The organism is Thalassobacter sp. 16PALIMAR09, from assembly GCF_000765485.1.
GTDB classification, from domain to species: Bacteria; Pseudomonadota; Alphaproteobacteria; order Rhodobacterales; family Rhodobacteraceae; genus Thalassobacter; species Thalassobacter stenotrophicus.
This window is the reverse complement of record NZ_JHAK01000001.1, coordinates 297,176-313,311: the sequence shown is the minus strand read 5'-3', so window position 1 is coordinate 313,311 and position 16,136 is coordinate 297,176. Positions and strand designations below refer to the sequence as shown.

The following is a 16,136-nucleotide window of genomic DNA, read 5'->3' as shown; positions in this document are numbered from 1 at the left end:
ATGTTCAACGCTCTGGTTGTGACCAAAGACGATGAAGGCAAGACCCACGCAGCGGTGCAGTCGCTGACACTGGATGATTTGCCTGCGGGCAACGTCACTGTGGCGGTGGAATTCTCGACCGTTAACTACAAGGACGGGCTGTGCATTGGGCCTGGCGGCGGCTTGGTGCGGAACTATCCGCACGTCCCCGGGATCGACTTTGCCGGCACCGTAGAGGCATCGGACGATGACCGCTACAAACCCGGCGACAAAGTCGTATTGACAGGCTGGCGCGTCGGCGAAGCGCATTGGGGCGGCTACGGCCAAAAGGCGCGTGTGAACGCGGATTGGCTTGTCCCACTGCCCGAAGGCATTACGACGCGCCAAGCAATGTCAGTTGGCACCGCGGGTTTCACTGCAATGCTCGCGGTGATGGCGCTTGAGGCACATGGCATCAAGGACGGCCCCGTATTGGTCACAGGTGCTGCTGGTGGCGTTGGTTCGGTCGCAACGGCAATCCTGTCGAACCTCGGCCATGAAGTAGCTGCCGTGACGGGACGGCCCGAAACAGCCGATTACCTCAAAGACCTTGGCGCGACCCAGATCGTGGCCCGTGAGGACATCAATGAGACAACCAAACGTCCGCTAGAGGCCGAAGCATGGGGCGGTTGCGTCGATGCGGTGGGCGGCGACATGCTGGCGCGCGTTTTGGGCCAGATGAAGTATGGCGCCAGCGTTTCAGCCGTTGGTCTTGCGGGTGGTGCGGCCCTGCCAGCCACCGTCATCCCGTTCCTGCTGCGCGGCGTGAACCTTTTGGGCATCGACAGCGTCATGCAACCTTACGAAAACCGTGTCGCTGCGTGGAAACGTATCGCAAGCGATCTGCCCATGGAAAAACTAGAAGCCATGGTACAGCCCGCCACGCTGAGCGATCTGCCGCAGCTGGGTCGCGATATCCTGAAGGGCAACGTCAAAGGCCGCGTCGTTGTGGACGTAAACGCTTAGGCCAAAGCCTAAGTCACCAAGCCTAAATCACTTTCGCGCGTTCGGAACCATCCGAGCGCGCGTTTTCTTTGGTTTTTTGCAAATTTTGCCCGCTGTGTTAGGCTTGTCCTACAAAATTATTAAAAAACAGGGACTGAGATTATGCCAATCAAAGAACCAATCACGATGCTGCCGATTAAAACGGCGGCGAGTGGCTTCTACAAAGGCTTTACCAAAGACGTCACCGTCACGGCCAAGATCTTGGTCGGGGCGCTTATTATCTGGGCCATCGCTTTTCCGGACCAAGCGGCCAATGTGCTGGGGTCGATTAACGGGTTTATCCTTGCCTCTTTTAGCTACTGGTACGTCTATGCGATGGCGTTCTTTGTGGTGCTGTGTTTCCTGCTGGCGCTGTGGCCATCGGCGGGGCGCATGCGATTGGGGCTGGAAACGGACCGCCCGGAATTTTCCAATTTCTCATGGTTTTCCATGATGTTCGGGGCAGGGATCGGCATTGGGATGCTGACCTTTGCCACCGCTGAGCCGATGTATCACTGGGCCTCAAACCCGTCGACGATCATGGGCCAGACCGAAGGATCAACAGCAGGCAACGTCCGCTCAGCCTATGTGTGGTCGTTCACGCACTGGGGACTGGCAGCGTGGGCGTCCTACGCGATTGTGGGGCTTGCCTTGGGCTTTTTCTCCTACAGGCGGGGGCTTCCACTGACGATCCGCTCAGCGCTCACACCAATCTTTGGTGCGAAACTGTCGGGGCCGATTGGGCATACCGTAGATGTCGTGGCCGTTGTCGCGACTGTTCTTGGCGTGGCTCAAACGTTGGGCTTTGGGGTTGAGCAGTTCGTGTCGGGCCTTGTGCGGATCGGCTTTGGCGATTGGCTTCAGGTGACGGCAGCGGACGGCAGTGTCAGCTCCTCGACCATGGGGATCGTGGTCGCGCTTGTGGTCATCATGGGGGCCTCGACCCTGTCGGCGCTTTCGGGCGTGGGTAAGGGCATCAAGTGGCTTTCGAACATCAACATGGGTCTGTCGTTCTTTATCCTCGCGTTCTTCTTGGCGTTTGGGTCGACATTCTTTGGCCTCCAGGCGCTGTTTGTTGGCATCTGGGATTATCTGGCCTCGATCCCCGGCAACATCCTGACGGTTTGGTCCGCAGACGGGACCGAGCAAGGTGATGCGTTGGCCGGTTGGCAGGGTGGTTGGACCATCTTCTATTGGGCATGGTGGATCGCGTTTGCCCCTTTTGTCGGCGTATTTCTGGCGCGGATTTCCAAGGGCCGCACGATCCGTGAATATGTTCTGGGGGCGATGATTATCCCCGCTCTGATGTGCTTTGTTTGGTTCGCGATCGTAGGCGGCACCGCCATCGATTTGGAGCTGAACGGGGCTGCCAATGGGGCCATCACCGGCGCGGGCCAAGCCGATCAGCTGTTCGCGATGCTGGCGGTTATCCTCTCCGAGAGCCTTGCTTGGATCATGTCCGTCATCGTTGTGATCTTGCTTCTGACTTATCTCGTAACGTCGGCCGATAGCGCGGTTTTGATCATCAACACGATCAACGCCGCGGGTGACGAAGGGCCCAAAGCACGGCCGCACATTCTGTTCTGGGGTGCTGCGCTGGCCTTTGTGGTCGGCGGCTTGATTATCGCTGGCGGTCTGGGCGCGATCCAAACGGCCATGGTCATCGGCGCGCTGCCCTTCAGCTTTGTGATGGTCTTGATGGGCATCGCTTTGGTCAAGGCGATTTGGCGCGATGGTCTGCGCGAAAAGCACGGGCTTGAAACAACAGTTAGCCCAGCAGAATAGACGCCGATCCAGACAATATTGAATGGCCCCTTCGGGGGCCATTTGCCTTTTTGTGTGGATATCGAAAATCTGCATCCGCACCACTAAATGAGGGTGGAAAACCTGTGCGCAGTTCTAAATGAGGGGGAAGCCGATGTTGGAGATCAGATGCCCACGCCCCCCATTTTGTACTGGATGCGCCGCGACCTGCGGCTTGCCGACAATCCCGCGCTAAGTGCGGCCATCGCAACAGGTGCACCGGTCATCCCGGTCTTTGTGCTTGACCCTGAGACTGAAGCCCAAGGCGCCGCACCATTGTGGCGGCTCGGCTTGTCCATTGCCCAAATCGCCAAGGACCTAGAGGCCAAAGGCAGCCGCCTGATCCTGCGCAAAGGGAATGCGCTGGACGCGTTAAAGACGCTAGCCGCGGAGACAGGCGCCAAGACGGTGATGTGGAACCGACTTTATGATCCGGTGGCGCGCACCCGCGACACGGACGTCAAAGATGGGTTGCGTCAGGCAGGGCTGGACGCCAACAGCCACAACGGACATCTGCTGTTTGAACCTTGGACCGTTGAGACTGGGCAGGGCAGTTTCTACAAGGTTTACACCCCCTATTGGAAGGCTGTGCGGGACCGTGATCCGGGCGCTGCTTTGCCGGAACCTAGCGTTATACCTGCGCCGGATATATGGCCCAGCTCTGAGCCGCTTGCCTCATGGGATCTTGGTCGTGCGATGGGACGTGGGGCCGACGTTGTCAGCGCCCATGTCACCGTCGGTGAGGCCGCTGCTCGCGCCCGCCTTGAAGCCTTTATCGACGTTCGGGTCGATCGCTACAATTCAGCCCGCGATATGCTGGCCGAAGACGGCACCAGCCGTCTGTCCGAAAACCTGACCTACGGAGAGATTTCGACGCGCACGGCGTATTTGGCGGGTCGCGCTGCGTTGGAACGGGGTGACACGCAGGCCGAGACATTTCTGAAAGAACTGGTCTGGCGCGAGTTCGCCTACCATCTTGTGTATCACACACCGCGGATCACGACCGAAAATTGGCGCCCCGAATGGGATCAATTTGGCTGGCAAACCGATGGGCCCCAGGCAGAAAGCTGGCGGCGCGCGCAGACAGGTTTGCCCGTGGTCGATGCCGGCCTGCGGGAGATGTATGTCACAGGCTACATGCACAACCGCGCGCGCATGTTGGTCGCGAGTTACCTGACCAAACATCTTTTGACCCATTGGAAAATTGGGGAGGCTTGGTTTGCGGACTGCTTGATTGACTGGGATCCAGCCAGTAACGCGATGGGCTGGCAATGGGCGGCGGGCTCCGGCCCCGATGCGTCACCCTATTTCCGGGTGTTTAATCCCGAAACGCAGGCCGAAAAATTCGACCCTAAGGGCCAATATCGTCGCCGCTGGATAGCGGAGCAGGATCCGAATCCGCAGCCAACCGCCCTCAGCTATTTTGAGGCGATCCCTGAAAGTTGGGATATGAATGTGCGCGATGGCTACCCCTTGCGCCCTTTGATTGACACATCCGAAGGTCGGGTCCGCGCGCTAGAGGCCTACACGGCGCTAAAATCCAGTTAACCTTTCTAAAAATGTAACCATATGCGGCACTTGTTAAGAACCGCACTATCTGTCAACTTGGCCTTACACATCCTGCAACAGGAACGCGAATGACACTTCTGACGACGACCGACGGTCAAAAAAATCTCCCACGCTATTTTGCCCGCGTTTTCGCAGTGGCACAGTTGGTCCAAAACGGACGTCTGGATATCCACCTCCCCGATGGGCGTAGCTTTCGGGTTGAGGGGCCTCAGCCTGGTCCAGTGGCCGAAATGCATGTTCATAACGTTGACCTATTTGCCCGCACTGTGCGCGATGGCGATGTCGGTTTTTGCGAGGCCTACATGGACGGCTGGTGGGACACCCCCGACCTGATGGCCTTCTTTGATTTCGTACACGCGGATAACGAAGCCATTTATGACGGCTATCCGGCGCTGACGCTGGTCAAAGCTTATGAGCGTATGCGGTTCTGGCTTCAGCGGAACACCAAGAAACAGGCCCGCAAGAACATCTCAGCTCACTATGACTTAGGTAATGATTTCTATAAGTTATGGCTCGATGATACGATGACATACTCGTCCGCGTTGTTCAAAACCGGACAAGAAAGCACCGAGAGCGCACAAATCCAAAAGTACGAAATGATGGTCGACCAAATGGGCGTAGAGCCCGGCGATCATGTGTTGGAAATTGGCTGCGGCTGGGGTGGTTTTGCGGAATATGCAGCCAAGGAACGGGGTCTAAAGGTCACTGGCCTGACGATCAGTCAGGAACAGTTTAACTACGCTGTCGATCGCATTGAAAAGGCGGGACTTTCTGATCTAGTCACCTTCAAATTGCAGGATTATCGCGACGAGACAGGCACCTACGATGGGATCGCATCAATCGAGATGTTTGAAGCTGTGGGTGAACAGTATTGGCCCACATATTTTCAAACTCTCCGCGATCGCTTGAATCCCGGGCGCAATGCGACATTGCAGATCATCACTGTGCAGGACAAACGCTGGCACTCGTACCGCAAGGGCGTAGATTTCATCCAAAAATACATCTTTCCGGGGGGGATGTTGCCCAGCCCAATGCGCCTAAGCGAAGAAATTGAGGCCGCTGGTTTGCGCAAAGTGAAAGACATCGAGTTCGCCGAGAGTTACTCTGTCACCCTGCGTCGTTGGTTCGAAACCTTTAACGAACGCTGGGAACAGGTCGCCTCGTTAGGATTTGACGATCGCTTCCGTCGGATGTGGAATGTGTATTTAACCTCTTGCGCGGCGACATTTCATTCGCGCACATGTGATGTACTTCAGATAACCGTAGAAAAACCAAAGTAATTCGACATGCCCACCGCTGCAAAACTCATATGCGCCTTCGCCATGGCGGCGGTTGGCTATCTTTCTTCCGAAATCGTTGTCCTCCAAACACTTGAGGAAGGTGTACGGGTTGGTTGGTTCCAAGAATACAATGCACTGCTTGGCTTTTTCTTTGGCTGGCGGTTGTTGGGGCGGATGGTTGGCGAAGCCATTTCTATCTCTATGATGAACGGCCTGTTTGTCGGCGGGTTATTGATGGCTTTGGCTCTGGTTTCGCAGGGGTTCTACACAATGATTACTGAATCGTTAGACCTCAGCTACGACAGCCCCGAGAAAGCCCTGAACGGCATGCTGAACTTTACGGCATCCTACGCCGTTCAGATTTTCGACAGCGTCGTATTGGGGTTCCACTTTGGACTATCTGTCTTGGCCGGGCTGATCGGTCACTTCACGGCGCGTAATTGGCGGTGACGGATTTCTTTTTCTTCGGAACGCTGCGCCACATGCCGCTTTTGCGGATCGTCATGGGGCGGGAGCCCTCTGTCTCAGCCGCAGAGTTACCCGGGTTTGCCGTGCGCCATGTGGAGGGCGCGGATTTTCCCATGCTCGTAGCGTCACCCAACGGCACTGCAATCGGAATTCTGGTCGAAAACGTCACCAAGGCAGAGCAAGAGCGGCTCAACTTCTATGAGGCCGGCTTTGTTTTTGATCTGATGGAGCAAACGGTCAAAACCAACAACGGGCCGAAGCTTACGATGGTTTATCGCGCCCGGGGACTGTCACCTAGCGAGGTGCCTTGGGATTTGGACACTTGGGTTGGTAACCACGGCGCCATGACGGTTGAGGCTGCCGCGGAAATCATGCGCGCGCATGACGCCGGAATGACCGTCGAGACGTTAACACAGCGCCAGGCGATTATCCGTGCGAGGGCACACTCAACGATCAGCACATCGCAATCGCGCCGGCCTGAAACGATCAGCGCGGGTGCGATGCGCGCGGATGTAACCATTCACGAGACCCGCCACCCGTATGAGGCGTTTTTCCGTGTAGACGAAGTCACGCTGTCGCACAAAGCTCACGACGGTGGAGAGGTCGGCCCGATTGATCGCGCGGTGTTTGTTGTGACAGATGCCGTAACGGTACTTCCCTATGATCCCGTGCGCGACCGCGTTCTGTTGATTGAGCAAATTCGGATCGGCGCATTGGTGCGCGGGGACCAACAGCCGTGGATGCTCGAACCTGTCGCGGGAATGATTGACGCGGGTGAAACCCCAGAGCAGACCGCTTTACGCGAAACGCACGAAGAAGCTGGGCTGACGCTGACGCCGACTAATTTGCACCATATTTCAACGTATTACCCCAGCCCCGGGGGAATTGCGCAGCGATTTGTGTCCTACGTTGCAGTCTGCGATCTGCCAGATGCGGCCGCCGGATTGGGCGGAGAAAGCACCGAGCATGAGGACCTTCGGGCGCATTTGGTGCCCTTTGATACCCTCATGGAAATGGTGCGCTCAGGTGAGGCTGCAAACGCGGCATTGATCATCAGTGCACAATGGTTGCAAGTGGAGCGAAATCGCCTTCAGGCAGGTGCTTGAAGTCGCTTTAACCCGCGCGTAACACTGGCCTCACACCAGCAGGAGGCGACCCATGACCATCCATTCCACGCTCGCGGCAGCTATTGGAAACACTCCCTTGATCCGGTTGCGCGCCGCATCTGAGGCGACGGGATGTGAGATCCTCGGGAAGGCCGAATTCATGAACCCCGGGCAATCCGTCAAGGACCGCGCGGCGTTGTATATCATTAACGCGGCAATCGCCTCGGGCGCGCTAAAACCCGGCGGTACCATTGTTGAGGGCACTGCGGGCAACACCGGGATCGGGCTTGCGCTAGTTGGAGCGTCGATGGGTTTCAAGACGGTGATCGTTATCCCCGAGACGCAGAGCCAAGAGAAAAAAGACATGCTGCGGCTGGCTGGTGCCGAGTTGGTTCAGGTTCCGGCCGCCCCCTACAAGAACCCCAACAATTACATCCGCTATGCCAAGCGGCTTGCAGAACAGCTGGCACAGACCGAACCGAATGGGGCGATCTTTGCCAACCAATTCGACAACACCGCCAACCGACAAGCTCATATTGAGACGACCGGCCCCGAGATTTGGGCGCAAACAGATGGCAAGGTAGACGGCTTTATCTGTGCCGCGGGTTCGGGTGGCACAGTGGCCGGCATGGCACAGGCGCTACAGCCGAAGGGTGTAAAGGTCGGCCTCGCCGATCCGATGGGCGCCGCACTCTATAGTTTCTACACTGAGGGCGAGCTGAAGTCTGAGGGCGGGAGTATTTCCGAAGGGATCGGGCAGGGACGTATCACCGCCAATCTCGAAGGCTTCACGCCCGATTTCGTATGCCGTGTTACTGATGAGGAAGCGTTGCCCATTGTATTCAACCTTCTGCGTGACGAAGGCTTGGTAATGGGCGGCTCAACCGGTGTGAACATCGGCGGCGCAATCAAGATGGCCAAAGAAATGGGCCCCGGACATACCATCGTCACCATCCTGTGTGACTACGGCAATCGCTATCAATCCAAGTTGTACAATCCTGAATTCCTCAAGTCCAAAGGCTTGCCTGTGCCGGAATGGCTGGACCGTGCGCCCCAGGATCTGCCCACAGTTTTTGAAGACGTTTAATGAACCGCTCCTTCGACGCGCAGGCTAGTCTAATCAACATGAAAGAGCTTACATCGCACATGAAAGCGGTCTCATTCCATCTATTCTTCTCACTCCTAGTAAGCGTGACGCTTCTGTTGGGGGCGGCATCTGCGCAAAATACACGCGCCACACTCACCGCTGAGGATTATGCTCAGTGGGAACGCCTCGCGTCACGGGCAGAAGACGTTATCGACCGTGCGCTTGCATCCACTGGCGCGCTTGAGGCTTTGCGAGATCAGATTGATGATGCGCGCACACAATTCTCTGATGGCCGTTTGGCCAATGCAGCTCGCATCGCGACGTTACGTGATCAAATTGCAGCCCTCGGCCCAGAGCCCGTAGATGGCATAACCGAACCGGAAGAAATCGCGACACGCCGCGCGGAGCTGGCGGCGCAACTTCGTGCCCAAGAGGCCCCCGGCTTTGCCGCGACGGAGGCCTTTCAGCGCGCGGGTGGCCTGATCGGCGAAATAGACCAAATCATCGCCAGCCGCCAAACTGAGGCTTTCTTTAACCTTGATCGCGGAGCGATCAACGTCGCCAACTGGCTGCCCGCCATCGACGCACTGAACAAGTATTCGGACCAAGTAAGTACCGAAGTTGAGCGCGCCTTTGATACAGAGACCGAGCGCACTGCGCTACGCAGTAATTCGGTTCCAATTGCTCTCTATCTGATTGTTGCCGCAGTGCTGCTGTTGCGTGCTGGTCGTTGGATCGAGCGGGGCAAGACTGCACTTCTGCCTAGCCAAGACACGCCAAAAGGTCGCGCCATCAGCTTTTTCGCAAGCTTTATACGTATGGCCCTGCCGCTGGTCGGCCTTATCCTGATCGGGCGTGCGCTTGAGCTTGCAGGTCTTTCGGGCATCCGACTGACAGCACTTATCGACACGCTTCTTCCAATTGGCATCGCGATCCTTGCGGCGCGCTGGTTGGGCATCTTAGTCTTCCCCAAGGGGGAGGCGCACCGCGTTGTTCTAGATCTAGACCCATCGGTCCGCGCAAAAGCCCGCAGGCAGACCCTCGGGTTAGCGCTGTTGTATGCAATCGCCACGCTATTGAACGTTCTGCAAAAGACGGGCGAGGGGGTAGCAGAGTACGTCTCTGTCCTCGCATTCCCGGTGATCGCACTGGCAGGCATCGTATTGATCCGTCTCGCGTTAACTGTGCTGCGTGCAGCGCGCGCCGCGGCTGAGGGCAACGAAGACATTCCGGTCCTAACCCGCGCATTGCGCTTGATCGCCAAGATAGTGATCATCGTTGGCATCACAGCCCCTGCATTGTCATTGGTCGGCTACAGCACCGCGGCGCACCTTTTGATCTGGCCGACAATCATTTCGCTTGGCCTTTGGGCTTTACTGGCGGCGCTGCAGTCTCTGATTGAGGATATATTTGCTTGGGTGACACAACGCGATGAGGACGCAGGCGATGCTTTGATCCCAACACTGATTGGGATCGTTTTGTGGGTTCTTGCGACCCCCGTCTTCGCTCTCATCTGGGGTGTGCGTTGGGCCACGTTGACCGAGCTTTGGTCGAGCTTCCTAAATGGGGTTTCGATTGGCGGCACGGTGATTTCACCGACCAACTTCATTACATTCGCCATCGTTTTCGCCATCGGCTATACGATCACTCGCTTGCTACAGGGGGTTTTGCGAAACTCCGTACTGCCCAAGACGCGCCTGGATAGTGGTGGTAAAAACGCTATCCTGTCGGGCGCCGGATACATCGGCTTTTTCATCGCGGCTTTGGTTGCGATCACGCTTGCGGGTATCGACCTATCTGGCCTCGCGATCGTTGCAGGTGCTTTGTCGGTTGGTATCGGTTTTGGTCTTCAGACCATCGTATCTAATTTTGTGTCCGGTATTATTCTGCTCATCGAACGCCCGATCAAACTTGGCGACTGGATTTCAGTCGGCAGCGTATCTGGCTATGTGCGCGACATCTCAGTCCGCTCTACTCGGATTGAGACATTTGACCGCCAAGATGTGATCGTGCCCAACGCCGACCTGATCGCAGGCGTCGTGACGAACTACACTTTGGGGAACACAACGGGCCGGGTCATCGTTCCCGTGGGCGTGGCCTACGGCACCGATACACGGCGCGTCGAAGGTATCCTGAAAGAGATCGCAGAAAGCCACCCCATGGTCCTGCTCAATCCCGGACCAGCCGTTGTTTTTCAAGGGTTTGGTGCAGATAGCCTTGATTTCGAAATTCGCGCATTCCTGCGGGATGTGAACTGGATGATGAGCGTTAAATCCGACATGAACCATTCGATTGCGGAGCGGTTTGTGAAGGAAGGCATCGAAATTCCATTCGCACAGCGGGACGTTTGGCTCCGCAATCCCGAGGCACTGAGCACACAAGAGCCAAGCTCATGACAGAGCCGTTATTTCGGTCAGAACCCTACGCCAAGACCGCTACTGCGCGTGTCGTCGGGCATACGGATGAGGGTGGGATTATATTAGACCGTTCGATTTTTTATCCCCGTGGCGGGGGGCAGCCGGGCGATTCTGGGCGATTGGCGTGGGATGGCGGAACACTTGATATAGCAACGGCCGTAAAGGTGGACTTGGACGATATTGCTATTATCCCCGCGACGCCAGATCCGTTACCGCCCATTGGCGCCGACGTTGAGCAAAGGCTAGATTGGGATCGGCGATATGCCCATATGCGTATGCATACCGCTTTGCATTTGCTATCCGTCGTTTTGCCCTTTCCGGTGACGGGTGGCTCGATTGGAGCAGACAAGGGGCGGTTGGATTTCAACATGCCAGATCCAATTGATGACAAAAACACCATTCAGGCCAAACTCAGTCAGCTTATTGCCGGGTATTTTGACGTTACCGAAAGTTGGATCACGGATGCGGAACTTGCAGCCCAGCCCGAGTTGGTAAAGACGATGTCGGTCGCGCCCCCAATGGGCAGCGGTCGTGTTCGTTTAATACGGATCGGTTCTGAGAGCAGGACAGTTGATTTGCAACCTTGCGGTGGGACGCACATCGCCAACACCCGAGAGATTGGTGCGATAAAGATCACCAAGATTGAAAACAAGGGACGGATGAACCGTGGCGTCTCCATCGCCTTTGCAGACTGAGGCGAGCGTCAGGGTAGTAAATTGATCGGCCTATTTGAGAAATAGCGAAGTGTTTTCGCCAGATTGTCGAAGCTGAAACGCGGTTTTCTAGCTGCAATCACTCAGCATCGTAGTCAGGTTTTTAATATTAATTGGCTTGGATAGGAAATCATCCATCCCTGCGGTACGACACTTTTCAATATCTTCGGCCTGCACACTCGCGGTTAAGGCGATGATCTTGGTTTGCGCGTTCGGTCCATCAGTTTCCCGGATCTTTTGGGTCGCGATCAGCCCGTCCATTTCAGGCATATGCATATCCATGAGGATCACATCAAACTTTTTATCTTGCGCCTTTGATACACCGACAACACCATTTTCGGCCAATTCAGCTTTGTATCCCAGCTTGGTGAGGATCGCGGAGCCAACGGTTCTATTGATCCCATTGTCATCAACAATCAGTGCGGTCCGGTGATCGCTGTATGATAACGGTTCGATCCCGCTTTCAGCCTTGGGAACGGGCGGGGTGGTAATTGCTTCGAGTTCAAGATCGAGAGTAAATGTGCTGCCTTGCCCAATACGGCTTGTGACAGAAACGCGGCCCTCCATAGCATCCATCAAGTCTTTTACGATTGACAGGCCCAGACCTGTCCCACCAAAACGCCGCTCAATACTGCCATCAACCTGCTCGAAGCGTTCAAAAATCCGGGAAACTGCATCATCCGGAATGCCTATCCCGGTATCAATGACTTCAAAATGAAGCGGAATATGACCGTTGGGTTTTGGCTTCGCAAAACCCTTCAATGTGATTGTGCCACTTTCCGTGAACTTAATGGCGTTGCCAAGAAGGTTGATTAGCACCTGGCGAATACGGCTATTGTCACCATGCAAACGGATATCGGCCGGCGCGTTAAAGGCGTTGACGATCTTCAAGCCCTTATGCTCCGCTGTGGAGCGGACAACCTCTAGGGCCTCCGCCACCAGCTCATTGGGAGAAAACTCAACCTTTTGAATGGTTAGCTTGCCGCCAGCAAGCATAGAGACATCCAGGATATCATTCACAATTGCGGACAGCGCCTTGCCAGATTTGACAATAATATCGACCTTTTCAAACTGAGATGGCTCGAGTTTGGAGTGTCGCAAAAGCTCAGCTACTGGAATAATTCCATTGAGCGGAGTTCGAATTTCGTGGCTCATCGTTGCCAAGAACCGTGAGCGCGCCTCTAACGCTAATTCTGCGCGAACACGGGCCGCATCCAGCTTGGCGGTCTGGTCACGAATACGATCGCGCATCAAACAGAAACTCTTAGCCAATAGTCCCACTTCATCGGGCCCGCTTGGAAGAACCGCGTCATAGTTGCCATCAGCCAACTCATCTGCAGCCTCAGTAACCATCAAAATTCGACGTGTGATGAGACGATCCACAAGATAAATGTTCGCAAACAAAATTAGTGCGACAATGATCATCCCAATGAAGAAAATTCGAATTTGTTCGTTTTGAAAGTATTGGAGTTGCGGCCCGAAATCGGCGACAACGCTCAGCACGGCAAGATCTTCACCTCGTAGAGAGATCGCCATGCTTTCAGTAAATAGATAGTCCCCTTGTAGTTCCGACAAAGGCTCCAAAGGGTAAAGCTGTCCACCATCCGGGCGTGACAAGCTGACTTGCACCCAATCTGGGTACTGGGCTTCAACGTTCTGTAGTGTCTCGTAAACTGCACCAATTTGATTGCTCACCAAGTATGGCAACAGCCCTTCGGACAGAATGGTAATGCCTTTTTGCAGCTCGCTTGTTTGGGTTTCCGTCAACATACTGTTCAATCGCGGCAGCCAGAATGCTTCGAACAGCACTACACCCACAACAGCGCACATAAGAATGGCGGCCGTAACGCGAACCCGGATTGATTTAAAATTCATATGATCACCCAAAAAAAGAGTTTTGAAGGGCCTAATCAACCCAGTAGTTTTGTAAATTGAGAGCATGCAAGCCATCGTATTCAGCACTCGTGGCTGCAATGGCTTGCCGCATCGGAATACGTGCCAATAGCTCTTGGCCCTCTGTGGTTTCGGCAATCTTGAGAAATGCTGTTTGAACGGCCTCGGCAACGTCTGGTGCGATACGCTGGTGCGCCACAAAGGGATGCGGCGGCACACGGGTTGTTTCATAGATGATCCGCAATCGGTCCCTCACCTGCGGCTCTGCGCGGTTTAAAGTGGCCATAACCCCGCCGCCCGCATCCATTTGGCCAAGTGCAACGTTCAAATAGGTGGACGAATGGGTCGAAACATATTCCTGTTTGTACTCCACCCCGTGAATGCGGTCCAAGTCAGCGCGCATCAAAAGGGCCGCTCCCAGAGCATTGGGCGACGGAAATGCAATCGTTTTGCCCTTAAGGTCTGCAACATTTTCGATGCCCGAGTCTTTGGCGACGACAAGCACGCCAAAAAGCTCCCGCGCGCCATCCCGCACCAGCGCATCATATCCTTGGGCTTTGCGCGCGACTAAAAAATGGTACGGGTTCATGTAGGCGAAGTCGAAATCACCTTTGATAAATCCATCCTCGAATTCCGAAATCCGGGGGGAGCCGATCATTTCAAAGGTATGACCTGTTTCCTCTTCAAGTTCGCGCAAGATGGGCGACCATATCTCTGCCAATTTGATCGGCTCAAACTGCGGAACGATGCCAATCGTGAAGGTATCGGCTGTTGCTGCATCAGACAAAGCAAAGCATGAGGCAAGAACCGCCACACTACGTCTGAAAGCATGAGCTAGGTCGATGGGGTTTCTTGGCGGGTGTTGAAACATAATGTCCTCGACTAAAGGTACTGACGGAATTCGATAAACTAGCGTAAACAATAATACTTATACGTTATTATTATAGCTCTTAGACTTACAAGTAGTTCTGTCAAGAGATGAGTTACCTAAGGGGAACTTTGCCTCTAATTGCAGCAGAACAGGACACCGAAGGCCGCCTTTTCGGTGACTTAAGGCGTTGTGCTTTGACGCAGATCTTCCAGCGGCGATCATATCCGTGGTGAAAAGTTCCGCCGGAGGCGTCTCGATTTTCGAAAACTGTTGTGATCGAAACTCGACCAAGCCTGAGAACCGCCCAGTGGGTTAGATTGAGCCGGTCGGTTCACAATACCGCTCGCCTGATAACGTGACAAATTCATCGCCCAAACACTCAGCGACACGACCCGCATGCGCTGCAACTTAACCAACAGCACAGAGTTACCCTGAAACGAAAAAGCAGCCCCCGGTGTGGGAGCTGCTCAGTGTTAGGTACAACGAAGGCAGTTCGGCTTACTTGCCCGAACGCCCGCTATCGTTTCCGGACATACCGCCCGATACTTCTTCGGTCGCTTCAGCAGCCAGCTCCTCAGGAAGGATCAAGTTCAGCACAATCGCGATGAACGCTGCTGGCAGGATACCGGACGTGGCTAGGACCTTGAGTGTCCCGGGCAGGTGTTGCAACGCACCCGGCTCCAATTGGAGACCCAGACCCAGCGACAATGCGATCGCAAAGATAACCATGTTACGGCGGTTCCAGTTCACATCCGAAAGCATCGAAACGCCAGCGGCCACAACCATGCCAAACATCACAATGACGCCGCCGCCCAAAACCTCAATCGGGATCGAGGAGATGATCGCGCCCACCTTAGGGATCAAGCCCGCCGCGATCAGGAACAATGCGCCGATGGTCACAACATGGCGGCTCATGACGCCGGTCATAGCGATCAGGCCCACGTTTTGGCTAAACGATGTGTTCGGGAGCGCCCCGAACAGGCCCGAAACGGCCGTGCCCAGACCGTCGGCGTATGTGGCACCTTGGATCTCTTTGTCGGTGGCTTCGCGCCCCGCGCCGCCTTTGGTGATGCCGGACACATCGCCCACGGTTTCGACCGCAGACACAAACGACATCAAACAAAAGCCGATGATCGCCGCGACCGAGAACTCTATCCCGAAATGCAGTGGGTTGGGCAGAGCAAAGGACGCAGCCCGTCCCACGTTGCCAAAACTCACTTCGCCCAACATGAAGGCCAACGCGTAACCTACGAGCAAACCGATCAAAACGGCAGAAACAGACAGCATCCCACGGGCAAAGAACTTCAACCCAAGAGTGACGACAACAACCGTGCCCGCCATCGTCCAGTTCAGGAGAGAGCCGTACTCAGGCTTGCCAATCGCGGGGACACCACCGGCCGCGTACTGAATGCCGACCTTGACCAGCGCAAGACCGATCATCGTCACGACCAAGCCCGTCACCAGTGGCGGCAGAGCAAAGCGGATTTTGCCAATGAACAGGCCGAGCACCGCGTGGAACAAGCCGCCCACGACAATACCGCCCATGACCACAGCCATGGCATCGACACCTTTGCCCGCAACCAGCGGGATCATGATCGGGATGAACGCAAACGAGGTGCCTTGCACGATGGGCAGGCGCGCACCTGCGGGGCCCAAACCGATTGTCTGGATCAAAGTCGCGATCCCGGCAAAGAACATCGACATCTGGATCATGTAGATCATCTGTGGAAAATCGGGGCTGTTTGAGCCAAAGCCAAAGCCTGCCGCGCCACAGATGATGATCGCGGGTGTCACGTTGGACACGAACATCGCCAAAACGTGCTGGATACCCAGTGGGACCGCTTTTGCCAGTGGTGGGGTGTAATTTGGATCGCGCAGTTGCTCTGGCGTCCCGATTGATGTGTCAGCCATGTGGCTGTCCTCCCTT

At 55.5% G+C, this 16,136-nt stretch carries 12 protein-coding genes; 9 read left to right on the top strand and 3 right to left on the bottom strand.

Annotated features, from left to right (window positions below; genetic code table 11):
* The 9 genes from acuI to PM04_RS01540 all read left to right on the top strand — a co-directional run bounded on the left by acuI (position 1) and on the right by PM04_RS01540 (position 11,427).
* The gene (gene acuI, locus PM04_RS01580) at positions 1-984 is read left to right on the top strand and encodes an acryloyl-CoA reductase (RefSeq protein WP_038002989.1); all 984 of its coding nucleotides are present in this window, start codon (positions 1-3) and stop codon (positions 982-984) included.
* Positions 985-1,125: 141 nt separating this feature from the next.
* Positions 1,126-2,787 carry a BCCT family transporter gene (locus tag PM04_RS01575; RefSeq protein ID WP_038002987.1) on the top strand — a complete coding sequence of 554 codons (1,662 nt, stop codon included), beginning with the start codon at positions 1,126-1,128 and terminating at the stop codon, positions 2,785-2,787.
* Between the two features lie 147 nt (positions 2,788-2,934).
* Positions 2,935-4,353 carry a deoxyribodipyrimidine photo-lyase gene (locus PM04_RS01570; protein WP_038003829.1) on the top strand — a complete coding sequence of 473 codons (1,419 nt, stop codon included), beginning with the start codon at positions 2,935-2,937 and terminating at the stop codon, positions 4,351-4,353.
* 89 nt (positions 4,354-4,442) lie between these two features.
* Positions 4,443-5,654, top strand: a complete 1,212-nt coding sequence (locus PM04_RS01565; protein ID WP_038002985.1) for a cyclopropane-fatty-acyl-phospholipid synthase family protein — start codon at positions 4,443-4,445, stop codon at positions 5,652-5,654.
* A gap of 6 nt (positions 5,655-5,660) precedes the next feature.
* Positions 5,661-6,104 (top strand): TrgA family protein, encoded by a 444-nt coding sequence (locus PM04_RS01560; RefSeq protein ID WP_038002983.1) that lies wholly within the window; start codon positions 5,661-5,663, stop codon positions 6,102-6,104.
* Positions 6,101-7,228 carry an NUDIX domain-containing protein gene (locus tag PM04_RS01555; RefSeq protein WP_038003828.1) on the top strand — a complete coding sequence of 376 codons (1,128 nt, stop codon included), beginning with the start codon at positions 6,101-6,103 and terminating at the stop codon, positions 7,226-7,228. The genes PM04_RS01560 and PM04_RS01555 overlap by 4 nt, the downstream gene beginning before the upstream one ends.
* A 52-nt stretch (positions 7,229-7,280) precedes the next feature.
* On the top strand, positions 7,281-8,315 hold the full coding sequence (locus PM04_RS01550) for a cysteine synthase A (protein ID WP_038002981.1): 1,035 nt from the start codon (positions 7,281-7,283) through the stop codon (positions 8,313-8,315).
* Complete coding sequence (locus PM04_RS01545) at positions 8,315-10,711, top strand: mechanosensitive ion channel family protein (protein WP_081946019.1); 2,397 nt, start codon at positions 8,315-8,317, stop codon at positions 10,709-10,711. Before PM04_RS01550 ends, PM04_RS01545 begins: the two co-directional genes overlap by 1 nt.
* Positions 10,708-11,427 carry an alanyl-tRNA editing protein gene (locus PM04_RS01540; protein ID WP_038002978.1) on the top strand — a complete coding sequence of 240 codons (720 nt, stop codon included), beginning with the start codon at positions 10,708-10,710 and terminating at the stop codon, positions 11,425-11,427. The genes PM04_RS01545 and PM04_RS01540 overlap by 4 nt, the downstream gene beginning before the upstream one ends.
* Before the next feature lie 87 nt (positions 11,428-11,514).
* Here PM04_RS01540 and PM04_RS17285 read toward each other — a convergent pair whose 3' ends face one another.
* From PM04_RS17285 to PM04_RS01525, 3 genes are all read right to left on the bottom strand, one after another.
* Positions 11,515-13,320 (bottom strand): ATP-binding protein, encoded by a 1,806-nt coding sequence (locus PM04_RS17285; RefSeq protein WP_052077275.1) that lies wholly within the window; start codon positions 13,318-13,320, stop codon positions 11,515-11,517.
* 31 nt (positions 13,321-13,351) lie between these two features.
* Positions 13,352-14,152 (bottom strand): phosphate/phosphite/phosphonate ABC transporter substrate-binding protein, encoded by an 801-nt coding sequence (locus PM04_RS01530; RefSeq protein ID WP_200880320.1) that lies wholly within the window; start codon positions 14,150-14,152, stop codon positions 13,352-13,354.
* Between the two features lie 555 nt (positions 14,153-14,707).
* Positions 14,708-16,120 carry a uracil-xanthine permease family protein gene (locus PM04_RS01525; protein ID WP_038002974.1) on the bottom strand — a complete coding sequence of 471 codons (1,413 nt, stop codon included), beginning with the start codon at positions 16,118-16,120 and terminating at the stop codon, positions 14,708-14,710.
* Positions 16,121-16,136: the final 16 nt, after the last annotated feature.